The organism is Ferrigenium straubiae, assembly GCF_051257895.1.
Classification (GTDB): Bacteria; Pseudomonadota; Gammaproteobacteria; order Burkholderiales; family Gallionellaceae; genus Gallionella; species Gallionella straubiae.
The window spans coordinates 1,767,273-1,790,162 of the sequence record NZ_CP194331.1; the positions used below are offsets into that span (position 1 = coordinate 1,767,273).

Here is a 22,890-nt window from a genome sequence, read left to right on the forward strand (position 1 = left end):
TGATTCCCTTCCTGAAATTATTTCCTGCGCCCCAAATCAACGCTTGGGCCATTGAATTTTGTCTTGTATTCGGCGCCGATGAGCGGATCTTCGATGCTCTGGATGCGGAACTCGATCGGCGTCACCTCCCTCTTGAGGTTCCGGCCGGGCGCCCTGACGAAAATGGTAAAGGAGGTGCTGCGGCCATGGCGTGCCAGCAGAGGCTGCTCGGCGCCGATGATCACCTGATCCCTGACACCACCCTCTGCCGTCACACCGATGCTGATATCCTTGTCGGTCTTGTTCAGGATCTTCAATTCGTATTTGTTCTGTATCGAGCCGTCACTCAGGTAAACGTACAGGGGTTGGCGTTCCGGGATCACCTTCAGCGTTAACGAACCCAGGTGGGTGAGGCCATAGACGATGCCGCCAAAGGCGATCATGATGATACCGATATATACCCAGGTGCGCGGGTGCTGGTACATCTTCTTGACGGGCTTGCCTTCCAGTTCGTCCAGCGAGGCGTAGCGTATCAGGCCGCGTGGCTTGCCTACCTTATCCATGATGGAATCACAGGCATCCAGGCACAGACCGCAGGTGATGCAGCCCAGTTGCTGGCCATCGCGGATATCCACGCCGGTCGGGCACACCTGCACGCACTGGAAGCAGTCGATGCAATCGCCCTGCGGCGCGCCCTCCTCGCCCGCCTTGCGGTGCAGCTTGCCGCGCGGCTCACCGCGGTTGTAATCGTAGGCCGGCAATATCGTCTGTGCATCGGTCATCACGCCCTGGATGCGCGCATAGGGGCACATCCACATGCAGACTTGCTCGCGCAACAGTCCGGCCAGAATGTAGGTGCCGAAGAAGAAGGTGATCAGCGTCACCCAGCCGACCAGAGGCAACTGGAAATGCACCAGCCTGCCCCAGTAATCGTAGGCATCCACGAACCAGATTGAAAAGCTGATTCCGGTGAGCAGGGAAATCAGCATCCAGATGAAGTGCTTGACGGACTTTTTCCCGATCTTTTCCAGGTTCCAGGGCGCGGCATCCAGTTTGCGCCGCGCCTGGGGGTTGCCCTCGATCTTGTCCTCCAGCCAGACGAACCAATCGGTCCAGGCAGTCTGGAAGCAGAAATAACCGCACCACACCCGCGATGCCACCGAGGTCACCGCAAACAAGACCATTGCCAGCAACAGCAGCAACAGCGACAGCATCCAGATATCCTGTGGCAATACCGTCAGATTGAAAAAACGGAACTGACGATGCTCAATGTCAAACAGAATGGCCTGCTTGCCGTTCCAGCGCAGATAGGGTACCAGGAAGAACAGCAGCCAGAGCGATTGGGTGTAATTTTTCAGGGTGCGAAAAAAACCTGGCATGCGTTTGGCATGTACCGTCTTGTCACCCTTGTTGACGTTCCAGTGCTCCAGCTCGCGGTAAATCCCCGTGACGGTGCCGGTCTCTTTCTGTCCTGTTTCCTTATCCACGCTCTCTCTCCCGGCTGGTTTGCACCAACTTTCAAAAATCCTGCCCCACTATTCCCGCACTGCTCATTATTACAAATCGGACTCGATAAATTTCCGCAGGTTCCCCAAGCCCATTGGCTCTATGCCGGGTATTGTTCCAGAACATCCGGTTCCGGAATGAAAAAAGAGGGGATTCGAACCCCTCCTTTTCCCGCACCGGTGCGGACTATTAACTCTTGCTGCCTTTGGTTGCATTCCTGTAAATCGTATAGAACAGCCATGCCACCACTCCAAAAGCCGCTGCTACGGCGATAATTACGCCCCAAAACACCATATCATGATTCATGTTAAAACTCCTCCTTCATGCAATATAACCAAAACCCATGCGAACGAAAAATTGCCGCTATCGCCCCTCATTGCATTCCCTGCAAACCTTGTAGAGCAGCCAAGTCGCAGCCGCAAATGCGACAACCATAACGACGACTACCCCCAAAGCGCTACTTCCTGATTCATCTTTAGATGCTCTCCTTCAGACAATGTCCGCGCAGGAGTTGCCCGCGCGGACAAGGGTGCTATTTTCCCTTGCTTGCATCCGGTGCCGCAGGGGCTGCAGGCGCGTCTGCCTGTCCACCTCCGAATTTGTACACATACACTGCCAGCTTCTTCATTTCGGCATCGGTCAGCTTGCCTGCCTCCTTGAACGATGGCATGACCGCCACGCGACCTTGCGGATTACCCGCATTCACGCCGTAGGTAATGGTGCGCTTGATACCCTCGAGCGATCCATCAAAACGCCATATCTTGTCGGTCAGACTGGGCGCTCCCATGGCCTGTGTACCCTTGCCGTCTGCGCCGTGACAGGCCGTGCAACCCTTTGCCGCAAACAACGGCGTGGAGGTTGGCTGGCCATTCGCGACCGCGTTGGCCAAGGCCTCGATTTCGGCAGCGGTAAGCATATCCTTGTGCGCCATCATCATGCCTTGGCGGCCACCGCTGATCGAAGCGTAGATGTCGTCGATCTTGCCGCCATACAGCCATTCATCGTCATTCAGGACGGGCGCGAACAGCCCTTCCTTGTCGTGCGTGCCAACGCCGTTCTGACCGTGACAGGCGGCGCAGTTGTCGCCGAACAGCACTTTGCCGGAACGGATGGTGTACTCGGCCAATTCGCTGTCCGCCAGAATGGCTGCCGGCGTCATGTCCTTCAGCCTGGCTTCGAATTTGCCGCGCACTGCCTCCACCTCACCCTTGTCTTCTTCCATTTCCTTGATGGCCGTCCAACCACCGAGCCCTTTGGTGAAAGTGTTCATCGTGGCGACAGGAATGGATGGGTAGTACAGGAAGTACACCACGCAAAATAACATGCTGGCTGCCAAGCCCAGCATCCACCATTTGGGAGGCTGGTTGGTGAGATCAGCCAGATCGTCGTCCCACACGTGTCCCGTTGTCTGCGCGCCTGATTCCTCGTGTTTTTCGCTCATTTCATTTCTCCTGCATTGATTTGATCTTCGTCATTCAGCACCATGCCGCGCTGCGACTCGAACTTGTCCTTGTTAGCCGGACGAAACACCATGACATATACATAGACCATGCCAATGGACACCGCTACGGTGAAGAACACGCCGAGCCAGTCATTGACAGTCATGGCTGCCGCATCCATGCCCAGATAACCCAGTAGATTAGTCACGGTAGTTCACGCCTTCGGTAAACTTGATGTGATTTCCCATGCCCTGCAGGTAGGCAATCACCGCATCCATCTCGGTTTTACCCTCGACACCGGCCGAACTCGCAATATCCATCTCGGTGTAATTGGCCGGGTAGAACGGCATCATATTCATGACTTCCATGGTTTTTTTCACCTTGGCCACATCCACTTTTTTGCCATCCAGGAAGGCATAGTTGGGCATGACGGATTCGGGCACCACTTCACGCGGATACATCAGGTGGCGGCGGTGCCATTCATCCGAATACTTGCCGCCGACGCGCGCCAGGTCCGGGCCGGTACGCTTGGAACCCCACTGGAAGGGATGGTCGTACATAGATTCGGAAGACACCGAGAATTGGCCGTAGCGATCCTTCTCGTCGCGGAACGGGCGAATCATCTGCGAATGGCACAGATAGCAGCCTTCGCGGATATATATCTCGCGCCCCGCCAGTTCAAGCGGCTTGTAGGGACGCACGCCATCGCCCGGCTTCCAGTCGTCCAGGGATTGGCCCGGCTTGCGCTGCCAGACGATGGGGGATATCTGCTTGCTGTCCACCTTGGTTTTGACATCGGGGGACAGGTGGGTCATGGTACGGTCCAGGTAGAACAGCGGGACGATTTCCACAATGCCGCCGAACACCAGAACAAATGCAACCACCACGAACATCAGGACCGTGCTGCGCTCGATCTTGTCCTGGAACTTGGTCGAATAGATTTTATCGCGATCAGACATTTCTCACTCCTTATGCTTGTGCGGGAACGGCTTGGGCGCTGCGTGCGGCGCTTGCCTTGCGCACCGTCATTACCACGTTGTACAGCATGATCCAGGCGCCCAGATGGAAGATCAGCCCGCCGATGGTGCGCATCGCGTAGTACGGATGCATTGCGGCTACAGATTCAACAAAGGTGTAGGTCAAAGTGCCGTATTCGTCGTAATCGCGCCACATCAGACCCTGCATGATGCCGGACACCCACATCGCCACGACGTAAATCACAGTGCCGATAGTAGATAACCAGAAGTGCACATTGACCAGGTTGTCGGAGTACATCTCGGTGTTCCACAGCTTCTTCACCAGATGGTAGATCGCGCCGATGGAAACCATCGCCACCCAGCCCAGCGCGCCGGAATGCACGTGACCGATGGTCCAGTCGGTGTAATGCGACAGGGCATTCACGGTCTTGATCGACATCACCGGCCCCTCGAAGGTGGACATCGCATAGAACGCCAATGCAACCACCAGGAAGCGCAGGATGTAATCGGTGCGCAGGCGATCCCAGGCGCCGGACAGCGTCATCATGCCGTTCATCGCACCGCCCCAGGACGGGATAATCATCGCCAGGGAAACTGCCGCGCCGAGCGAGCCGGTCCAATCTGGCAATGCGGTGTACTGCAGATGGTGTGCGCCCAGCCACACGTAGCCGAACATTAGCGACCAGAAGTGCAGCACGGACAGGCGATAGGAGAATACGGGGCGGTTGGCCTGCTTTGGCACGAAGTAGTACATGATGCCGAGGAAGCCGGCGGTCAGGTAGAAACCCACCGCATTATGACCCCACCACCACTGGATCATGGCGTCCTGCACGCCGGAGAAAATGGCGTAGGACTTGGTCAGGCTGACCGGGATGGCAAGACTGTTCACCACGTGCAGATAGGTGATCATCACGATCATGCCCATGAAGAACCAGTTGGACACGTAGATATGCGAAGTCTTGCGCTTCGCTATGGTCATGATGTAATTCAGCCCGAACGCCAGCCAGACGACGGCGATCAGGATGTCGATCGGCCATTCCAGTTCGGCGTACTCCTTACCCTGGGTGAGTCCCAGCGGCAGGGTGACAACCGCAAGCACGATGATCAGGTTCCAGCCCCAGAAGGTGAACCACCCCAAACCATTGCTCCACAGCTTGGTCGCACCAGTGCGCTGCACGATATAGTAGCCGGTAGCCATCAGCGTACAGCCGCCAAATGCGAAAATTACCGCATTGGTGTGCAGCGGGCGCAAACGCCCGAAGGATATCTCAGCGATGTCAAAATTCAAGAACGGCCACGCCAATTCCGCTGCGATCCAAACGCCGACCAGCGTACCCACCAAAAAGTAGATCACCGCCGCGATGGAAAACCACCTGACGACTCCCATGTCGTATTTCACTGGTGCTGCTTGAGTTGTCTCCACAATACCTCCCTGATGCTAGTTAAAAACAATGCATTTCTCCCACAATACAAAAGCGCGTTCCGGAACTGCGGCAATGTGCCGGACGCGCCCCGATAAACTACTCAAACGGCCTGGGGCGCGGCGTCTTGTCCGTAGACGGCGGCAGAATCGGCAGCTTGAAATCCGGCTGTTTGCCGGTAAGCGTCTTCAGGAAGGCAACTATCCGGCCGATCTCGTCCTTGCTGAAACTGCGGCCGAGCTGCAGCCTCCCCATCGTATCCACCGCCTCTTCCAGGGTCCAGGCAGCGCCATCGTGGAAGTAGGGGTAGGTCAATTCGACGTTGCGCAGGATCGGCACCTTGAAGTTCATGCGATCCGCGTCCTTGCCTGTGACCGCAATCCGCCCCTGCGCCTTGCTGGCTGTCTTGTAGTCGGCATGCAAACCCATTTTCTGGAACGATCCACCGCCCACGGCGGCGCCGTTATGGCAGGCAACGCAGCCCGTATCCTTGAACAGCTTGTAACCGGCCAGTTCGGTGCCGTTCAGCGCCTTCTTGTCACCCTTCAGCCATTTATCGAAACGGGAATCCGGCGTAACCAGGGTTTCTTCGAAAGCAGCAATGGCATCGGTCACCATACCGACCTTGATGTCGTCCGAGCCGAACACTCGTTTGAATTCGTCGCGGTACTGGGGAATGGAGCGCAGCACATCCACCGCCAGTTCGTGAGTGAAGGCCATCTCGCCGGGGTTGGCGATGGGGCCGCCCGCCTGCTCCTTCAGATCCTTCGCACGCCCATCCCAGAACTGCGCCAGGTTCATGCTCGAATTCAGCACGGTGGGCGCATTGATCGGGCCTTGCTGCCAGCGGTCGCCGATGGATGTCTGCAAATTGTCCGTCCCGCCCATGCTCAGGTTGTGGCAGGAATTGCAGGAAATAAAACCGGATTTGGATAGTCGCGGATCGAAGAAAAGCTTCTTACCCAATTCCATCTTCGCCACATTCTTGACGGTTACGCGATGGACAGGCTGGATAGGTTCGCTGGCGGCGGCCCAGGAGGCCGACGTAGAAACAACAATCAGTGCTGCTATCAAAGTGACAAGTTTCATGATCATTCCTTTCACAGGAGAAGAAACACAAGAACGGACTCAGCTTTGTGGTGCAACGACCAATTGCGGCATAGTGTAGTGCACATCCTCACAATAGGAAAGGCAATTCACCCCGCCAACCACCCAAAGAACCAAGTCCCGCTCGAACGCCCGCCTTCCGGCAGAACGCCAATATTCTTTTTCGATAACCCAACACAGGTTACCAATCTGAGCAAACCCGGCTTACCTGGCAAATATGCCGTTCGCAACTGAGCGGTGCCACAAGCGGCCAGTACCAGCGCATGAGATAAACAAGCTGCCACAGAGATATCACTGCAGTCATTCTCTGTTCAAATACCGTGAAAAACCCTGATGCACGTCAACCTTTCTATCTGGAACTGAAAGTGATGTTAATGTAGAAAGATTAAGGCCCGGCAAAATCCGCTTGAAGCGTCTATCGCCGGGTCCCTTATTTTTACTTTAAAACTTCCAGCCCAAACCGACACCGAACAGGATCGGATCTATCTTGAGCGTCGTCACATAAGCGCCTGCCGTTGTCTTCACGTCGGTCTTCATCCAAACCTTCTTCAGGTCAACGTTGAAGGACAGGTTTTTATTGATCGGCATGTCGAAGCCAACTTGCAGCGCACCGCCTGTGCTGCTCCTGTCGACGTCCAGGTTACCCAGGCTCACGCTCGAAAAACGCGTGTAATTCAGACCGGCTCCCACATAAGGACTGAAGGAACTGCCGGGCATGAAGTGATATTGCGCCAACAGGGTCGGCGGCAGTTCTCTCAACGTGCCAAGCGACGCGCCGTTCAGCGTCACAGTATGTTTTTGTGGATAGGTCAGTACCAGTTCAGCCGAAATGTTGCTGGTAAAGAAATAGCTGATGTCGACCTCGGGGATCGTCTCGTTGCTGACCGCCACGCCCGTGAGGGGGCTGGAGCTGCTTTGCGGTGCGACGTTGACTGCGCGCGCGCGCACCAGCCAGTCGCCTGCCTCTGCGAATACATTGGATGATGCAAACAACGCGCTTGCCGCTACGGCCATCAATACTCTTTTCTGCATGATTTTCTCCTGAAAGTTAATTACTAGGGCTCAAAAAATACCCACAAAGAATATGTGGGTTTGAGCGGAGGAACCATGACGCGCGTCAACCTTCCTGTTCGACACGCAGAAACAAGCGCTTTGTTGCCAAGGCAATTGGCTGTAACAGGTTTCAGTTATTCCAGGGCAGGTTATAAATCTGATTGGCGAAGTAGACGCAACATGGGGTTGCGCCTACTCCGCAACGAAACAATAGGGAATAAAGGCCTGCTGAACTAAGCTCTGGGTAGCGGAAAAATCAGCAGCAGGGCTGGGCGCGCAGCAGCGGGATAACCTGCGCGGTAGCGGTGTAAGGCTCACGCGCAATGCCACTCAGGCGTTCGAGATTATTCAACATGATATGCCGGCGTTCGATGGTAACCACACCTTCTTCCTGGAAACGGGTAAAAATACGGCTGACCGTTTCCTCGGCGATGCCCAGATAATTGCCGATGTCACCGCGCGACATGCTCAGATTGAACTGGGTGGGAGAATAGTTGCGCATGGCAAACCGCCGCGACAGCGACAGCAGGTAAGTCGCCAGCCGTTCTTCGGCATTCTTTTTACCGAGCAACAGCATCAACTCCTGGTTGTGCTTGATCTCCCTGCTCATCATCCTGAGCATTTGATAATGCACCGACGGGATTTGCCGCGCCAACTCCTCGAAGCAATCCACGGAAATCTCGCACACCGCAGTGGTTTCCAGCGCAATCGCTTCGCAGTTATAGCGCCTTTCGTCTATGGCGTTCAGCCCGAGCAGTTCACCCGGAACATGAAAGCCGGTGATCTGCAGGCGGCCGTCGTCGGTGGAAATGCAGGTCTTGACCGATCCGCTACGAATGGCATAAATGCGATTGAACGCCTCGCCAACGCGATACAGCACCTCTCCGCGCTTGATGATGTGCTTCTTCTTCACATAGCGGTCGAGCACCGACGTATCGGCGCTTTCGAGCCCCATGGATAAACCGATCCGGTAAAAGCCGCAGTTCTGGCAGGCTATCACGGGACAGCTCTGTTTTAGCTCAGCTTGAGGTGCCATCATTACTCCACTCAAATATAAAATATCCCGCACAACCCCGCTTGTTTGAGCGCAACAGCGCATAGGGGTTCCGGCGCAAGGCGCCTGATATCTGAAAAATATCCTTCAAAGGCGCTTTAACCGCATGACTTTGTGCAACTGCGGGCCTTTTCAACATCACGTTCAAAAGACCCTCCGTAACGCCGCAGCAGTTCAAGCATGGCGGAGGCTTTGTCCAGCGTCTCCTGGTACTCAGCCGCCTGGTCCGAGTCCGCCACAATGCCGCCGCCCGCCCAACAGTATATTAGTTTTTCATTATACACCAAGGTGCGGATGGCGATATTGCTGTCCATGTTGCCGTCAAAACCGGCATAGCCGATAGCGCCGCAATAGACACCGCGGCGGTCCGGCTCCAGTTGCTCGATGATCTGCATCGCGCGTAGCTTGGGCGCGCCGGTGACCGAGCCGCCCGGAAAACAGTCGCGCAGCACGTCCAGCGCGTCGCGCCCCGGAGCGAGCCGCCCCTCCACCGTGCTGACGAGGTGATGCACGTTGGCAAAGCTCTCCACCTCGAACAATTCCGGCACGCGCACCGAACCGGGCGCACAGCTCTTGCCCAGATCGTTGCGCAGCAGATCCACAATCATCAGGTTTTCCGCACGATCCTTGGGATGGTTGCGCAACTCTTCGGCAAGCCGGCGATCCTGCTGCGCGTCGCCGCTGCGGGGGCGGGTGCCCTTGATCGGCCTGGTCTTGACCTTGCCGCCTTGCACACTGACGAAACATTCCGGCGAGGCGCACAGAATCTGTGTCTGGGGCAGGTTCAGGAAGGCCGCATAGGGTGCGGGGCTCAGGCTGCGCAGCGCAAGATAGGCGCCGAAGGCATCGCCTGCGGCCTGCGCGCTGAAGCGCTGCGCGAGATTGATCTGGTAGCAGTCGCCCGCCTGCAGATACCCCTGCACCACCGCGAAGGCGGCCGCGTAGCCTTCCGGGGTGAAGTTTGAGGCTATATTTCCCCGCACGCGGAAAGTATCGGCAGGAAGCGCAGGAAGATTCTGCAAACGGAGCAGCAGCCGCGGCAGCAGCTCCGCCGTTTCGGCAAAGCGCCGGTGCGACACCAACTTTGCTGTATGCAGCCGGTGATCCAGCACAACCGCCCAGTCGTAGATGCCCACCGCCATGTCCGGCAACTGCCCGCGGGGCTGCGCGATGTCCGGCAAAGCCATCATGCGGCGCGCCAGATCGTAGCCCCAGTAGCCCAGCGCGCCGCCGGCGAAAGGCACTCCTTCAATCGGCGCGACCGGCTCGCCCAGGGCGTCGCGCAGCAAGGTAAACGGATCGCCCTCTTTCGAGCCCTGATCGAGCGTCAAGGTGCGCTGCGGCGCGGCGGTCAGGATGTCGTAGCGCGCCATCCCGCCGCTATCCAGCCACACCGCCCAAGGCAGGTCGGCCAGCGCGGCGTAATAGCGCGAAGCATCGGGCTGATAGGGTAGCGGGGTGCTGTAGAAACTCATTGCTCGATCATGGGTAGTGGCGGCATCAAACGCGCAGGGCAGGAAGCCCACACCGCCAAAGGTGGAATGATACCACCAGAGCCGCACCTCCTTTGCGCGGTGATCCCCTACCCCTTGGAAGCTACCTTAAAAATTCGCGAGGAGAGATGGATGCAAGACGCACGGAGCCTTGCATGGCCATTCGACTAAGCTGGCACAAAACGCCAGCCAAGTCGCTGGTCAACGCAGCAACCGGAATGTACTTAAAGTACATGAGGATTGCGAGTACCGCGCAACGCCGCATAACCAGCCACTTGGCTGCTGTATTTTGGCAGCCTAGTGGAATGGCTAGTAGTTCCATCAGACGCCCTCCGCAGCAATTTTTAAGGCAGCTTCTCAGGAAAACCAGCGCAGCACGGCGGCTGAGCTCAGCGCCAAAGCGCCCAGCCCGAACAGGACGATCCAGACCGGCCGGCTTGGCATCTCCGATGGATGGGCAAACAGCTGCCATGCCGCCAAGACAAAGCCGGATACTGCACACGCCATTTTCACGCCGAGCGCGGCCACAGCGATGCCATGAATGTCGGGAAACTCCCCGTAATGGTAAAAACTGATCGCGCCGAAGGTCGCGCCGCTTGCCGCCTGGGTCGCCCAGCCGATGAGCACGATCCAGATGAGGCGGTGCTGCACCGCCGCCTCGCGCCACGCAAGCGCACAGGCCGCGCCGCCTACCACCGCCACCGCCCCGAAGTTATGGACTATCTGGGTGGCGGAATAGGCAAGGTTCTGCCAGTCCATCGCTATTCCGCCGTGACCTCGATGCAGCGCTCCATGCCGGTCGGCGTGTGATTCTTGTCGACCAGCCTGGCGCAGATTCCATGCATCCCCGGCGTCAAGGGATCGAGGGTGTGGCTGCCCTTTTTCTGGCGCAGCAGACCCGCCATCTTGCCGTCCACGTAAAGATGGGCGTGATCCGCACCGCCTCCGAGGGTGACTTCGTAGGCGAGCTGGCTTGGCATTCCGGCCTTGATTTTGGAGCCGTCTGCGGGAGAGATGATGTCGATCTTTGCTTCGGCGGCTGCCGCCGGCAAGGCGGCAAGACTGGTGAGCATGAGGGCCAGCATGGACAGTTTGCGCATAGTTTTCTCCTTCGATGTATTGGAAAAGCACGACGGAAATTCAAGCCGGGATAGCTGCGGTTCAGGCATACAGCGTGCGAACTATCACCCTGCGGCAGGGCAAAATCTGTAGGTGAAACTACCTAGCTTTTCCGCACATGACCCCAGCCACATCTCAATCCGGTCAAGGATGGCAGCCAACATGATAAAATCCGCTCTCATTTTTTCAGGCTCCGCACCATGACCGGCAACACCCCTACGATCGAGCGGATCGAGCAGCTCCTGCAGCAACGCATTCTGGTTCTCGACGGCGCGATGGGCACGATGATCCAGCGCCACAAGCTCACCGAGGCGGACTACCGCGGCGAGCGCTTTGTGGACTGGCCGCGCGACCTCAAGGGCAACAACGATCTGCTGGTGCTGACCCGGCCCGAAGTCATCAAGGCGATCCATTGCGAATACCTCGCGGCGGGCGCGGACATCGTCGAGACCAACACCTTCGGCGCAAACGCGACCACGCTGCACGCCTACGGCATGGAATCGCTCAACTATGAGTTGAACGTCGCCGGCGCGAGGCTCGCGCGCGAGGCGTGCGACCAGTACGCCACGCCGGACAAGCCGCGCTTCGTCGCAGGCGTGCTCGGCCCGACCGACAAGACCTGCTCCATCTCGCCGGACGTGAACGATCCGGCGGCGCGCAACATCACCTTCGACCGGCTGGTAGCCGATTACTCCGAGGCGGCGCGCGGCCTTATCGACGGCGGCGCCGACCTGTTGCTGATCGAAACGATCTTCGACACCCTCAACGCGAAGGCCGCGATCTTCGCGGTGCAGACAGTCTTCGAGGAGCGCGGCTCCTCGCTGCCGATCATGATCTCCGGCACCATTACCGACGCATCGGGCCGCACGCTCTCTGGCCAGACCGTCGAGGCCTTCTACAACTCGCTGGCACACGCGAAGCCGCTCTCCATCGGCCTGAACTGCGCGCTCGGCGCTGAGGAGCTCCGCCAGTACGTCGAGGAAATGTCGCGCATCGCGAACTGCTTTGTTTCCGCGCACCCGAACGCCGGCCTGCCCAACCCGCTCGCGCCGAGCGGCTACGACGACACGCCGGAGAACATGGCCGGCCACATCGGGGAGTGGGCGCGGAGCGGCTTTCTCAACATCATCGGCGGCTGCTGCGGCACCTCGCCCGCCTTCATCAAGGCGATCGCCGAAACGGTCAGGGACATCGCGCCGCGCAGGATTCCCAGCATCCCGCGCGAGTGCCGCCTGTCCGGGCTGGAGCCGTTCAACATCGGCGACGCCTCGCTGTTCGTCAACGTCGGCGAACGCGCCAACGTCACCGGCTCGGCCAAGTTCAAGCGCCTGATCCTCGAAGGAAACTACGAAGAAGCCCTCGAAATCTGCCGGCAGCAGGTGGAGACCGGCGCGCAGGTGATCGACATCAACATGGACGAGGCGATGCTCGACGGCGAGGCTGCGATGGTGAAGTTCCTCAACCTCATCGCCTCCGAGCCGGACATCTCCAAAGTGCCGGTGATGATCGACTCCTCGCGCTGGAACATCATCGAGGCGGGGCTGAAGTGCGTGCAGGGCAAGCCCATCGTCAACTCGATCTCGCTCAAGGAAGGCGAGGAGAACTTCATCAGGTACGCCACGCTGGTGCGCCGCTACGGCGCGGCGGCGGTGGTGATGGCCTTCGACGAACGGGGCCAGGCCGACACGTTCAAACGCAAGACCGAAATCTGCAGGCGCAGCTATGACATCCTCGTGAACCAGGTCGGCTTCCCGCCCGAGGACATCGTCTTCGACCCGAACATCTTCGCGATCGCGACCGGCATCGAGGAGCACAACAACTACGCGGTGGACTTCATCGAGGCTACCGCGTGGATACGCAAAAATTTACCTTATGCAAAGGTCAGCGGCGGCGTATCGAACGTATCTTTCAGCTTCCGCGGCAACGAGCCGGTGCGCGAGGCGATCCACACCGTATTCCTCTACCACGCGATCAAGGCGGGTATGGGCATGGGCATCGTCAATGCCGGCCAGCTCGGCGTGTACGAGGAGATACCGAAAGAGCTGCGCGACGCGGTGGAGGACGTGGTGCTCAACCGCAGCCCCGACGCGGGCGAAAAACTGGTCACGCTGGCCGAGACGGTAAAGGGCGGCGGCAAGGCACAGATCGAAGACCTCGAATGGCGCAAGGGCACGGTGCAGGAGCGCCTGACCCACGCGCTGGTGCGCGGCATCACCACTTATGTCGTCGAAGACACCGAAGAGGCAAGACAGCAGGCTAAGTCGTCAGTCGAGGTGATCGAAGGCCCGCTGATGACCGGCATGAACGTGGTCGGCGACCTGTTCGGCGCGGGCAAGATGTTCCTGCCGCAGGTGGTGAAGTCGGCGCGCGTGATGAAGCAGGCGGTGGCGCACCTCGTGCCCTACATCGAGGCGGAAAAGGCGCGCTCCGGCAACAACAAGCCCAAGGGCAAGATCGTGATGGCGACGGTGAAGGGCGACGTGCACGACATCGGCAAGAACATCGTAACGGTCGTGCTGCAATGCAACAACTTCGAAGTTATCAACATGGGCGTGATGGTGCCCTGCCAGCAGATCCTCGACGCCGCGCGCGAGCACAACGCCGACGCGATCGGCCTGTCCGGCCTGATCACACCGTCGCTGGAGGAGATGGCGCATGTTGCGAAGGAGATGCAGCGCCAGGGCTTCACCATCCCGCTGCTGATAGGCGGCGCGACCACCTCGCGTGTGCACACCGCGGTGAAGATCGAGCCCCACTACCAGAATGGCCCCACCGTCTACATCGTGGATGCCTCGCGCGCGGTCGGCGTGTGCAGCAACCTGTTGAGCGAAACGCTGCGCGACGATTACGTCGCGGGCATCAAGGCCGACTACGCGGCGGCGCGCGAGCAGTTCGAGGGCCGCAAGGAAAAGGCCGTGTATGTGCCCTTGCCCGAAGCGCGCGCGCATGGTCTGAAAACGGACTGGAAGAACTACACCCCGCCCAAGCCGAAAATGCCCGGCGTGCACCGACTGGGAGACTACCCCATCGACATCCTCGTGGACTCCATCGACTGGACGCCATTCTTCCACGCCTGGGAGCTGTCCGGACGCTACCCGAAGATATTGCAGGACGAGGTTGTGGGCAGCGAAGCGCGCAAGCTGTTCGCCGACGCGCAGGCGATGCTGAAGAAGATCATCGCCGAAAAATGGCTCACCGCGAACGCGGTGTTCGGCCTCTTCCCGGCGAACAGCGTAAACGGCGACGATATCGAAATCTATTCTGACGAGAAACGAAAAAAGGTCCTGATGACCTGGCACAACCTGCGCCAGCAGACGAAGAAGCCGGACGCCATCCCTAACCTCTGCCTCGCCGATTTCGTCGCGCCGAAGGAAACCGAAGTCAAAGACTACATCGGCGCATTCGCCGTGACCGCGGGCATCGGCATCGAGAAGAAGCTCAAGGAGTTCGAGCGGGCGCACGACGACTACAGCGCCATCCTGCTGCAATCGCTCGCCGACCGCCTCGCCGAGGCCTTCGCCGAACACCTGCACCTGCGCATGCGCCGCGAATTCTGGGGCTATGCGGCGGACGAGAGCCTGGACAACGAGGCGCTGATCGCCGAGCAGTACCGCGGCATCCGCCCCGCCCCCGGCTACCCCGCCTGCCCCGACCACACCGAGAAGGGCGCGCTGTTCCAACTGCTGCAGGCGCCGCAGAATGCGGGCATCACGCTCACCGAAAGTTTTGCGATGCTGCCCACCGCCGCCGTGAGCGGCTTCTGCCTCTCGCACCCGCAGGCGCAATACTTCGCGACCGGCAAGGTGGACAGGGATCAGGTCGCGGACTACGCGCAGCGCAGGGGCTGGAGCGTAGAAGAGGCGGAGCGGTGGCTGGCGCCGGTGCTAGGTTACTAAATAATTGCATCCTTCAATAACAACAAGAAAACATGAAATGAAACACATCACTTTCTTACCGCTGGCCCTGCTGCTGACCGCCGGCCTTTTTTCAACCACGGCCCATTCCGAACCGGCCAACACACAGAAGGAAAAACGCATCATGACCGAACTCATCAAGACCGACACCAAACTGGGCGAAGGCGCCGAGGCCACCGCGGGCAAGCTCGTGCTGGTGCACTACACCGGCTGGCTGTACGACGAGGCCGCGCCCGGCCACAAGGGCAGGAAGTTCGACAGCTCGCACGACCGCGCGGAACCATTCGACTTCCCGCTCGGCGCGGGGCATGTCATCAAGGGCTGGGATCAGGGCGTGGAGGGCATGAAGGTCGGCGGGCAGCGCACGCTGGTCATCCCGGCGAACCTGGGCTACGGCGCGCGCGGTGCGGGCGGCGTGATTCCGCCGAATGCGACGCTGGTGTTCGATGTGGAGCTGCTGGCCGTGCGCTAAGCCGGCCCGCATACCCTGCAACAACCTTGTGATTCCGGAGAAACGTAACATGATGAAGCGCACCTTGTTTTTACCGCTGGCCCTGCTGCTGACTGCCGGCGCCTTTTCGATCACCGCCTGCTCCGAAAAGGCCGCAACAGAAAAGAAACCCGGCGTCGTGTCCGAACTGATCAAGACCGACACCAAGCTGGGCGAAGGCGCGGAAGCCGTCGCGGGACGCAACGTATCGGTGCACTACACCGGCTGGCTGTACGACGAAACGTTTCTCAACCACAAGGGTAAAAAATTCGACAGCTCGCACGACCGCGGCCAGCCCTTCGATTTCCCGCTCGGCGCGGGGCGCGTCATCAAGGGCTGGGACCAGGGTGTGGCAGGCATGAAGGTCGGCGGGCAGCGCACGCTGGTCATCCCTGCGCACCTCGGCTACGGGCCGATCGGCGCGGGCGACGCGATTCCGCCGAATACGGCGCTGGTGTTCGAGGTGGAGTTGCTGGGAGTAAACTGACCAGCATCGCCAGACTATCGCCATGTTCTACGTCGACCTCTTCTCCGCGCTGGATCACCACAAAGTGGATTACCTGCTGATCGGCGGGCTGGCCGTTTCGCTTCACGGCGTGGAGCGAGCCACGATGGATGTGGACATCACCGTGGCGATGCATCCGGCCAACTTGGCGGCGCTGATCGAGGCTGTGAAAGAACTTAACCTCGCACCTGTGCTTCCAGTTCCGCTGGAGTCGCTGGGCGACATCGAATTGCTGCGCGAATGGCATGCACAACGCAACCTCGAAGCCTTCGCGCTGCGCACGCCTGAATTGGCTGGGGTAACCATCGACGTGCTGCTGTTCCCGCCCGTCGACTTTGCGGGCATGGCGGCACGGGCGGTAGAGTTCGACGTGGCTGGAACGGCAATCAGGGTTGTTTCCATAGATGACCTGATTGCGTTGAAAAAAGCGGTTGGACGTCCGATCGATATTTCCGATGTCGAACATCTGCAACGGGTGAAGTCCGCATGAAACAGCCATTCAACCCCGGTGACCGCACCTATTACGTGAGCGACGAACGGCTGCGCGCATTCAAGTCGCTCACGCCGGAACAGCGGCTGCGCTGGGTGGAGGAACTCGCAAGATTCCTGCGGCTGGCCAAGGCGGGCAGAAAAAAACCTGCTGCATGAACCTGATCTCGCACCCGGTGCTGGTCACGGCGCTGATGCTCGCAGTGTCCAACCTGTTCATGACCTTCGCATGGTATGCGCACCTCAAGAACATGGCGAGCTCGCCGTGGTATGTGGCGGCGCTGGTGAGCTGGGGCATCGCGCTGTTTGAATACCTGATCCAGGTGCCGGCGAACCGCATCGGTTACACCGAGCTCAGTCTCGGGCAGTTGAAGATTTTGCAGGAAGTCGTCACGCTCTCGGTGTTCGTGCCGTTCGCAGTGCTGTACATGAACCAGCCGCTGAAGCTGGACTACCTGTGGGCGGCGCTGTGCCTGATGGGTGCGGTTTATTTTATCTTTCGGGCCTGAGCCATGAGCCAGCAACAACACATCCACATCCTCGGCATCTGCGGCACCTTCATGGGCGGCATCGCGGCCATCGCCCGGCAGGCAGGCTATCGCGTCACCGGCTGCGACGCCAACGTCTATCCGCCGATGAGCACGCAGCTCGAAGCGCAGGGCATCGCGCTGATCGAGGGTTTCGGCGTCGAGCAGCTCGACCTCCGGCCAGACATCTTCGTCATCGGCAACGTGGTGGCGCGCGGCAACCCGCTGATGGAGGAAATCCTCAACCGCAACCTGCCCTATACCTCCGGACCGCAATGGCTCGCGCAGAACATCCTGCACGACAAGTGGGTGCTGGGCGTCGCGGGCACACACGGCAAGACCACCACCAGCTCGATGCTCGCGTGGATACTCGAATACGCGGGCCTGAACCCCGGTTTTCTGGTCGGCGGTGTGCCGCAGAACTTCGGCATCTCGGCGCGGCTGACCGATTCGCCCTTCTTCGTCATTGAGGCGGACGAGTACGACACCGCCTTCTTCGACAAGCGCTCCAAGTTCGTGCACTACCACCCGCGCACCGCGATCCTCAACAACTTGGAATTCGACCACGCCGACATTTTCGCCGACCTCGCCGCGATCGAGACGCAGTTCCACCACCTCGTGCGTACCGTGCCCGGCAACGGCCTGATCGTGTGCAACGGTCGCGAGGAGTCGCTGGTGCGCATGCTCAAGCGCGGCTGCTGGACGCCGGTGGAGAAGTTCGGTGGCAACGAAGGCTGGAGCATAGACACAAATGACCGCGTGGCGCTGGATGGTGAAGTGCAAGGCACGCTGCAGTGGGACCTGCTCGGCGAGCACAACCGCATGAACGCGCTCGCCGCACTCGCCGCGGCACGCCATGCGGGCGTGCCGGTCGCGCAGGGGCTGGCTGCATTAAGTGAATTCAGGAACGTGAAGCGCCGCATGGAGGTACGCGGCACGGTCAACGGCATCACCGTGTACGACGACTTCGCGCACCATCCCACCGCGATAGACACCACCATCGCCGGGCTGCGCCGCAAGGTCGATGGAGCGCGCATCCTCGCCGTGCTGGAGCCACGCTCCAACACCATGAAACTCGGCGTGATGAAAGACGCGCTGCCCGACAGCCTCAAGGACGCCGACCTGGTGTTCTGCTACGGCGCGAACCTCGGCTGGGACGCCGCTACGTCACTTGCACCGCTGGGCGAAAAGGCGGTGGTGAAGGACAACCTCAACGAGTTGATCGAAGCCATCGCCGCCGCCGTGCGCTCAGGCGACCAGGTTCTGGTGATGAGCAACGGCGGTTTCGGCGGGATACACGAGAAGCTGCTGAAGCGCCTGGCAAGCTAGGACACGAAGCAGGCTTCTGCCGCCCAGCAGCACAGGCTTAGCGCTCTTTCAGCATCCACATCACATCCACAAAGGATGGCGCGCCCTTGCTGCCGACTGCCTCGATCAGCTTGCTGAGATAACCGCTGTTGTGCACCGACATGCGCGTGAAAGACTGGATAAGCTGGACTACCCGCGCATCGCTCAAGCCTTGGTAATGACTGGCCATCCCCACCAGGAACACCTGAATGATTGCGAGGTTGCACACCATCTCCCGGTACAGGTCGAGATAGCTGGCGCGCGTGAACGGGAACAGGCGGATAAGCACCCCGTTCACCAGATAGTTTTCCAGGATGTAACCCTTGTCGCGGAAATACGGCAGATAGTAAGTCTCGTAGGCATGCTGGTAGCGCGTCAGCAGTTCGGCATCACCGCCTGTGCCCTGCGCTTCACTGCCAAGCAGGCCGTCGGCAACAGCCAGTATGCATTCCCGGAAGCGTGGGCGATCCACGTTCAAAAATTCGGAGATGAGCCCGGTAGTGACGTGCAATTTGCGCGGCAAATCGGAATGTATCTGCTCGAATTGCGCCTCGATGGCTGGCGGGTCGGAAAACAGATCGACGAAAGCCGACAGTACCGGGATCATTTCGGCAGCGTTTTTGAAATGCGGGTTGCTGACCACGCCATCCACCTCATCCAGCAGGAAACCCAGCGTCATCACCCGCGCGCCCAGCGTCAATTCCCGGAATTGCAGGATGCCCAGAATCAGAGTGCGGAAATCGTTCAGGACGGCGATCTGCCCGGGGTCGACGGTGCCGTTTTGCGGCATACGGTAGGAGGTGAAATCGCGCTCGCCAAGATCGGCATCCGGCGCAGCCATTTCCAGGGTGATCGGCTCGGGGTGCAGCAACACCAGGCGCGCCGCTTCCGGGCAGGACACGCCGAGTGCATATTCGCGCTGTTCGCCGAATTGATTGTAATAGCGCGGAAATGAGGCGCAGGTATCCGACAGCGCTTCCGGCCCCAGTTCTTTTTGAATCATGCACAGCATATCGGGCATCAGGAACGAACAACGCCCATCTGCCCGCAGCTTCACACTGGCGTATTCCTGCTCGCTCTGGCTGGCCTTCTCGTTTTCCACCACGACACTGCGGAACATCGGCGCCAGCGTCTCATGCTCGCATTTCTGATAACGCTGCCAGGTCGTATGGTCGATGGTGACGCGCCAGCCACTGCAGCAGGTATCCTCGCAATCCGAACCGATACAGCGGAACTTCTGATAGTAGTCCGGCACCATTACCGGCTTCTTCGCGGCCATTTTTGCCCCGGATTTTGCGTGTGGTTTCGACTCCTGCTGCTTTGCCATTTCCCATCCTTCCACAGAGTAACTGCTACATCATTTCACAGGACGCCCGTGCTGGGCAAGCGCGCAATGCCCACAGGTTGCGAACCCCATCGAGGCGAATCACGTCCCTGCGGCTACTGATTCTCCAGCCCCAGTTCCTGAATCTTGCGCGTCAGGGTGTTGCGCCCGATGCCGAGCAGCGCGGCCGCCTCGATGCGGCGCCCTCCGGTGTGGCGCAGTGCCTGCAGGATCAGGGTGCGCTCGAACTCGGCGGCAAGCTTCTCCATGATCCGGCCTTCGCCGCGCTGCAAGGAGAGCTCCACCTGCTGCGCCAGTACGGCGCTCCAGTCGCCGCCGGGTGACACGGCCGCTGCGCCGCGCCACTCGGGCGGCAGGTCGGCGATCTCGATGCGCTGCGAGGGCGTCATTACGGCCAGCCAGTGGCACAGGTTCTCCAGCTGCCGCACGTTGCCGGGAAAGTCCTGCGCGGCGAGGAAGCGCAGCACTTCCTCGCTCAACAGCTTCTGCTCCACGCCCAGTTCGCGCGCGCTCTTCTGCAGGAAATGCTTCGCGAGCAGTGGGATGTCCTCGCGGCGTTCTCTTAATGGCGGCAGACGCAGCCGGATTACGTTGAGGCGATGAAACAGGTCTTCGCGGAACAGCCCCTGCCGCACACGCTCGTCGAGGTTCTGGTGCGTCGCGGCGATGATGCGCACGTTGGCCTTGACCGGCTGCTGCCCGCCGACGCGGTAGAAGTTGCCGTCCGACAACACGCGCAACAATCGGGTCTGCAGGTCGGCGGGCATGTCGCCGATTTCGTCGAGGAACAGCGTGCCGCCTTCGGCCTGCTCGAAGCGCCCCTGCCGCGCCGCCGCCGCGCCGGTAAATGCGCCGCGCTCGTGGCCGAACAGTTCAGATTCGAGCAGATCTTTGGGGATCGCCGCAGTGTTGATCGCGATGAACGGTTTGCCGGCGCGCGGACTGTGACGGTGCAGCGCGCGCGCCACCAGTTCCTTGCCGGTGCCGGATTCGCCGTTGATCAGCACGGTCGCATGCGATTGCGCAAGCTTGCCGATGGCGCGGAACACCTCCTGCATCGCAGGCGCCTGCCCGAGTATCTCGGCGGCTGCCTCCACTTCCTCTGCACCGCCCGTCTTGCGCTGGCTCTGCTCCATGGCGCGCCGAATCAGCTCGACCGCGTGATTGACGTCGAACGGTTTGGGCAGGTACTCGAACGCACCGCCCTGGAACGCGGAGACGGCGCTCTCCAGGTCGGAGTAGGCGGTCATGATGATGGCAGGTATGAGCGGGTAACGCTGCTGCAGCGCCTGCAAAAAATCCAGCCCGGAACTGCCGGGCATGCGGATATCGCTGACCACCGCTTGCGGAACACTGCCATCCAGCGCAAGCAGCGCCTCGTCGGCAGAGGCGAAACTCTTGAACTCGATGTTCTCGCGCGCCAGAGCTTTTTCCAGCACCCAGCGGATGGAGCGGTCGTCGTCGATGATCCAGACAGGCTGCATATCTATTTACCTTTACGGGAGAGGAAGCAGCACGGTAAAACAGGTGCGCCCCGGCTCGCTGTCGAATTCTATCGCGCCGTGGTGCTGGCTGACGTAGTCCTGCGCGAGCGTCAGCCCGAGGCCGTGGCCGTCGGCGCGCCCCGATACCAGCGGGTAGAAAATCTTGTCCTGCAGTTCCGGCGGGATGCCGGGGCCGTTGTCGATGATCTGCACCATCACCGCGAGGCGGTGGCGGCGCTTGACCAGCGTCACCTGCCGCGCGATGCGGGTGCGCAGAGTGATGTTGCCGCTGCCCTGCAGCGCCTGCGCGGCATTGCGCACGATGTTGAGCATCGCCTGGATGAGCTGCTCCTTGTCGCCGATCAGCGGCGGCAGGCTGACGTCGTAATCGCGCCGTATCTTCAGCCCCTCCGGCATCTCGGCGAGCACCACGCTGCGCACGCGCTCCAGCACTTCATGGATGTTGAGTGCGCTGTGGTGCGAGGCGTTCTGCGGGGAAAGCAGTTTCTCCACCAGCGAGCGCAGCCTGTCCGCCTCCTGCACGATGACCCGGGTGTATTCGCGCAGGGCCGGTTTTTCCAGTTCCTGCTCGAGCAGTTGCGCCGCGCCGCGAATGCCGCCGAGCGGATTCTTGATCTCGTGCGCGAGGTTGCGCAGCAGCAGGCGACTCGCCTGCGTCTGGTCGAGCATCTGCTCTTCGCGCGCCAACTTGAGCGGCCGGTCCATCGGGTGAAATTCCAGCAGCAGGTATTGCCCGTTATCGAGCTGCACCGGCGTCGCCGCACAGCGCAGATGCAGCCTGACATGCGCATGCGTACCCAGCGTCAGGTCGTGCTCGATGTAGCTGGCGTTGTCGCGGATCGCGTGCTGCATCGCATGGGTCAGCTGCCCGGCATCGGTGAATGCCTGCTGCACCGGATACCCGAGCAGATTCTTTCCGCTCACGTCGAACAGGTGTTCTGCGGCCGGGTTGAGATAGATGACGCACGCCTCGCCGTCCAGCAGGATGACGGCGGTCGCAAGGTGTTCCGGCATGAAGGATGACAGGTCAGGCATACATTCTTGCGCAGCAGAAAACATGCCAGGTGGGAGAACCTACTTGAGTTTTGACAGCTCGGTTTTGAGCGCCTCGACGTTGTTGCTGTGCAGATCGACCTGCTCCTGCAGCGTCTTGATTTTCTCTTCGTATTTCGCCACGTTGCGGTAAGTCTTGCCGTCCTGGCCGCGATAAACTTCCGGAGTCGATTCACCCTCTTTCAGGTTCTGCCGGGCTTCCCCGAGCAATTTTTCTTCCGCCTCCAGTTCATCCTGCAGAATCTTGCGGCGCACGTCATCGCGGCTCTTTTGCGTTGCGCCATCCACCCTGGGGAAGCCCTCGGGCGTGGCGGTGCGCGCCGGCGGCACCATGGTAGGCAGCGGCTCCAGGATGATCTTCTTGCCGCCCTTGATCGGCGCGCTGGAATAGGTGACATGGCCGTCGGCATCGACGGCCTTGTATATCTCCGCCTGCGCCAATGCGGGGCAGAGGCATATGATTGCAAGCAAGTATCCAGACTTCATTTTCATTCTCCTGCTGGGGGGCTCGGGCAAGTATAGGGCAAGCATCAGACTCCGACAAACATTGGCGGTTCAAAAGCAAAA

22 protein-coding genes are annotated in these 22,890 nt (G+C 59.9%); 7 read left to right on the forward strand and 15 right to left on the reverse strand.

The window, feature by feature from the left end; translation table 11 throughout:
* Positions 1 to 17: 17 nt before the first annotated feature.
* From ccoG to ACRRNM_RS08590, 11 genes are all read right to left on the reverse strand, one after another.
* Positions 18 to 1,466, reverse strand: a complete 1,449-nt coding sequence (ccoG, locus tag ACRRNM_RS08540; protein WP_435627807.1) for a cytochrome c oxidase accessory protein CcoG — start codon at positions 1,464 to 1,466, stop codon at positions 18 to 20.
* Between the two features lie 551 nt (positions 1,467 to 2,017).
* Entirely contained in the window at positions 2,018 to 2,926 is a 909-nt protein-coding gene (gene ccoP / locus ACRRNM_RS08545; protein WP_435627808.1) for a cytochrome-c oxidase, cbb3-type subunit III, read from the reverse strand.
* On the reverse strand, positions 2,923 to 3,132 hold the full coding sequence (locus ACRRNM_RS08550; RefSeq protein WP_435627809.1) for a hypothetical protein: 210 nt from the start codon (positions 3,130 to 3,132) through the stop codon (positions 2,923 to 2,925). Before ACRRNM_RS08550 ends, ccoP begins: the two co-directional genes overlap by 4 nt.
* Positions 3,125 to 3,883, reverse strand: coding sequence for a cytochrome-c oxidase, cbb3-type subunit II (gene ccoO / locus ACRRNM_RS08555; RefSeq protein WP_435627810.1), 759 nt, complete (start codon positions 3,881 to 3,883; stop codon positions 3,125 to 3,127). The genes ACRRNM_RS08550 and ccoO overlap by 8 nt, the downstream gene beginning before the upstream one ends.
* A 10-nt stretch (positions 3,884 to 3,893) precedes the next feature.
* The gene (ccoN, locus tag ACRRNM_RS08560) at positions 3,894 to 5,324 is read right to left on the reverse strand and encodes a cytochrome-c oxidase, cbb3-type subunit I (protein WP_435627811.1); all 1,431 of its coding nucleotides are present in this window, start codon (positions 5,322 to 5,324) and stop codon (positions 3,894 to 3,896) included.
* Between the two features lie 97 nt (positions 5,325 to 5,421).
* Complete coding sequence (locus tag ACRRNM_RS08565) at positions 5,422 to 6,411, reverse strand: cytochrome-c peroxidase (protein ID WP_435627812.1); 990 nt, start codon at positions 6,409 to 6,411, stop codon at positions 5,422 to 5,424.
* Between the two features lie 459 nt (positions 6,412 to 6,870).
* Positions 6,871 to 7,461: an OmpW/AlkL family protein gene (locus tag ACRRNM_RS08570; RefSeq protein WP_435627813.1), complete on the reverse strand. Its 591-nt coding sequence runs from the start codon at positions 7,459 to 7,461 to the stop codon at positions 6,871 to 6,873.
* A gap of 277 nt (positions 7,462 to 7,738) precedes the next feature.
* Complete coding sequence (fnr, locus tag ACRRNM_RS08575; protein WP_435627814.1) at positions 7,739 to 8,521, reverse strand: fumarate/nitrate reduction transcriptional regulator Fnr; 783 nt, start codon at positions 8,519 to 8,521, stop codon at positions 7,739 to 7,741.
* A 113-nt stretch (positions 8,522 to 8,634) separates the two neighbouring features.
* Entirely contained in the window at positions 8,635 to 10,011 is a 1,377-nt protein-coding gene (pabB, locus tag ACRRNM_RS08580; protein ID WP_435627815.1) for an aminodeoxychorismate synthase component I, read from the reverse strand.
* A 375-nt stretch (positions 10,012 to 10,386) separates the two neighbouring features.
* Entirely contained in the window at positions 10,387 to 10,788 is a 402-nt protein-coding gene (locus ACRRNM_RS08585; protein WP_435627816.1) for a hypothetical protein, read from the reverse strand.
* A gap of 2 nt (positions 10,789 to 10,790) precedes the next feature.
* Positions 10,791 to 11,129: a hypothetical protein gene (locus ACRRNM_RS08590; protein ID WP_435627817.1), complete on the reverse strand. Its 339-nt coding sequence runs from the start codon at positions 11,127 to 11,129 to the stop codon at positions 10,791 to 10,793.
* A gap of 219 nt (positions 11,130 to 11,348) precedes the next feature.
* Between ACRRNM_RS08590 and metH the strand changes: the two genes are divergently transcribed.
* From metH to mpl, 7 genes are read left to right on the forward strand one after another with little or no spacing between them, the layout of a single operon-like run.
* Complete coding sequence (metH, locus tag ACRRNM_RS08595; protein WP_435627818.1) at positions 11,349 to 15,044, forward strand: methionine synthase; 3,696 nt, start codon at positions 11,349 to 11,351, stop codon at positions 15,042 to 15,044.
* Positions 15,045 to 15,081: 37 nt separating this feature from the next.
* Positions 15,082 to 15,534 (forward strand): FKBP-type peptidyl-prolyl cis-trans isomerase, encoded by a 453-nt coding sequence (locus ACRRNM_RS08600; protein ID WP_435627819.1) that lies wholly within the window; start codon positions 15,082 to 15,084, stop codon positions 15,532 to 15,534.
* A gap of 52 nt (positions 15,535 to 15,586) precedes the next feature.
* Positions 15,587 to 16,039 (forward strand): FKBP-type peptidyl-prolyl cis-trans isomerase, encoded by a 453-nt coding sequence (locus ACRRNM_RS08605; protein ID WP_435628660.1) that lies wholly within the window; start codon positions 15,587 to 15,589, stop codon positions 16,037 to 16,039.
* 22 nt (positions 16,040 to 16,061) lie between these two features.
* Complete coding sequence (locus tag ACRRNM_RS08610) at positions 16,062 to 16,547, forward strand: DUF6036 family nucleotidyltransferase (RefSeq protein ID WP_435627820.1); 486 nt, start codon at positions 16,062 to 16,064, stop codon at positions 16,545 to 16,547.
* Complete coding sequence (locus ACRRNM_RS08615) at positions 16,544 to 16,705, forward strand: hypothetical protein (RefSeq protein WP_435627821.1); 162 nt, start codon at positions 16,544 to 16,546, stop codon at positions 16,703 to 16,705. The genes ACRRNM_RS08610 and ACRRNM_RS08615 overlap by 4 nt, the downstream gene beginning before the upstream one ends.
* Complete coding sequence (locus ACRRNM_RS08620; protein ID WP_435627822.1) at positions 16,702 to 17,055, forward strand: DMT family protein; 354 nt, start codon at positions 16,702 to 16,704, stop codon at positions 17,053 to 17,055. The genes ACRRNM_RS08615 and ACRRNM_RS08620 overlap by 4 nt, the downstream gene beginning before the upstream one ends.
* Before the next feature lie 3 nt (positions 17,056 to 17,058).
* A complete protein-coding gene (gene mpl, locus ACRRNM_RS08625) occupies positions 17,059 to 18,402 on the forward strand; it encodes a UDP-N-acetylmuramate:L-alanyl-gamma-D-glutamyl-meso-diaminopimelate ligase (RefSeq protein WP_435627823.1) in 1,344 nt (447 codons plus the stop codon).
* Between the two features lie 37 nt (positions 18,403 to 18,439).
* Here mpl and fliB read toward each other — a convergent pair whose 3' ends face one another.
* The 4 genes from fliB to ACRRNM_RS08645 form a co-directional block, all read right to left on the reverse strand.
* A complete protein-coding gene (gene fliB, locus ACRRNM_RS08630; protein WP_435627824.1) occupies positions 18,440 to 19,747 on the reverse strand; it encodes a flagellin lysine-N-methylase in 1,308 nt (435 codons plus the stop codon).
* Positions 19,748 to 19,860: 113 nt separating this feature from the next.
* The gene (ntrC, locus tag ACRRNM_RS08635; RefSeq protein ID WP_435627825.1) at positions 19,861 to 21,249 is read right to left on the reverse strand and encodes a nitrogen regulation protein NR(I); all 1,389 of its coding nucleotides are present in this window, start codon (positions 21,247 to 21,249) and stop codon (positions 19,861 to 19,863) included.
* A 12-nt stretch (positions 21,250 to 21,261) separates the two neighbouring features.
* Entirely contained in the window at positions 21,262 to 22,305 is a 1,044-nt protein-coding gene (gene glnL, locus ACRRNM_RS08640) for a nitrogen regulation protein NR(II) (protein ID WP_435627826.1), read from the reverse strand.
* Between the two features lie 39 nt (positions 22,306 to 22,344).
* On the reverse strand, positions 22,345 to 22,809 hold the full coding sequence (locus ACRRNM_RS08645; protein WP_435627827.1) for a DUF4124 domain-containing protein: 465 nt from the start codon (positions 22,807 to 22,809) through the stop codon (positions 22,345 to 22,347).
* Between the last annotated feature and the right edge of the window lie 81 nt (positions 22,810 to 22,890).

Coding starts and splice junctions, on each gene's coding strand:
- fliB (WP_435627824.1), bottom strand. CDS start 19,747: ATGGCAAAGCAGCAGGAGTCGAAACCACACGCAAAATCCGGGGCAAAA.
- mpl (WP_435627823.1), top strand. CDS start 17,059: ATGAGCCAGCAACAACACATCCACATCCTCGGCATCTGCGGCACCTTC.
- glnL (WP_435627826.1), bottom strand. CDS start 22,305: ATGCCTGACCTGTCATCCTTCATGCCGGAACACCTTGCGACCGCCGTC.
- fnr (WP_435627814.1), bottom strand. CDS start 8,521: ATGATGGCACCTCAAGCTGAGCTAAAACAGAGCTGTCCCGTGATAGCC.
- ccoO (WP_435627810.1), bottom strand. CDS start 3,883: ATGTCTGATCGCGATAAAATCTATTCGACCAAGTTCCAGGACAAGATC.
- ACRRNM_RS08590 (WP_435627817.1), bottom strand. CDS start 11,129: ATGCGCAAACTGTCCATGCTGGCCCTCATGCTCACCAGTCTTGCCGCC.
- ACRRNM_RS08565 (WP_435627812.1), bottom strand. CDS start 6,411: ATGAAACTTGTCACTTTGATAGCAGCACTGATTGTTGTTTCTACGTCG.
- ACRRNM_RS08570 (WP_435627813.1), bottom strand. CDS start 7,461: ATGCAGAAAAGAGTATTGATGGCCGTAGCGGCAAGCGCGTTGTTTGCA.
- pabB (WP_435627815.1), bottom strand. CDS start 10,011: ATGAGTTTCTACAGCACCCCGCTACCCTATCAGCCCGATGCTTCGCGC.
- metH (WP_435627818.1), top strand. CDS start 11,349: ATGACCGGCAACACCCCTACGATCGAGCGGATCGAGCAGCTCCTGCAG.
- ACRRNM_RS08620 (WP_435627822.1), top strand. CDS start 16,702: ATGAACCTGATCTCGCACCCGGTGCTGGTCACGGCGCTGATGCTCGCA.
- ntrC (WP_435627825.1), bottom strand. CDS start 21,249: ATGCAGCCTGTCTGGATCATCGACGACGACCGCTCCATCCGCTGGGTG.
- ACRRNM_RS08615 (WP_435627821.1), top strand. CDS start 16,544: ATGAAACAGCCATTCAACCCCGGTGACCGCACCTATTACGTGAGCGAC.
- ACRRNM_RS08585 (WP_435627816.1), bottom strand. CDS start 10,788: ATGGACTGGCAGAACCTTGCCTATTCCGCCACCCAGATAGTCCATAAC.
- ACRRNM_RS08600 (WP_435627819.1), top strand. CDS start 15,082: ATGAAACACATCACTTTCTTACCGCTGGCCCTGCTGCTGACCGCCGGC.
- ccoP (WP_435627808.1), bottom strand. CDS start 2,926: ATGAGCGAAAAACACGAGGAATCAGGCGCGCAGACAACGGGACACGTG.
- ACRRNM_RS08645 (WP_435627827.1), bottom strand. CDS start 22,809: ATGAAGTCTGGATACTTGCTTGCAATCATATGCCTCTGCCCCGCATTG.
- ACRRNM_RS08610 (WP_435627820.1), top strand. CDS start 16,062: ATGTTCTACGTCGACCTCTTCTCCGCGCTGGATCACCACAAAGTGGAT.
- ACRRNM_RS08605 (WP_435628660.1), top strand. CDS start 15,587: ATGAAGCGCACCTTGTTTTTACCGCTGGCCCTGCTGCTGACTGCCGGC.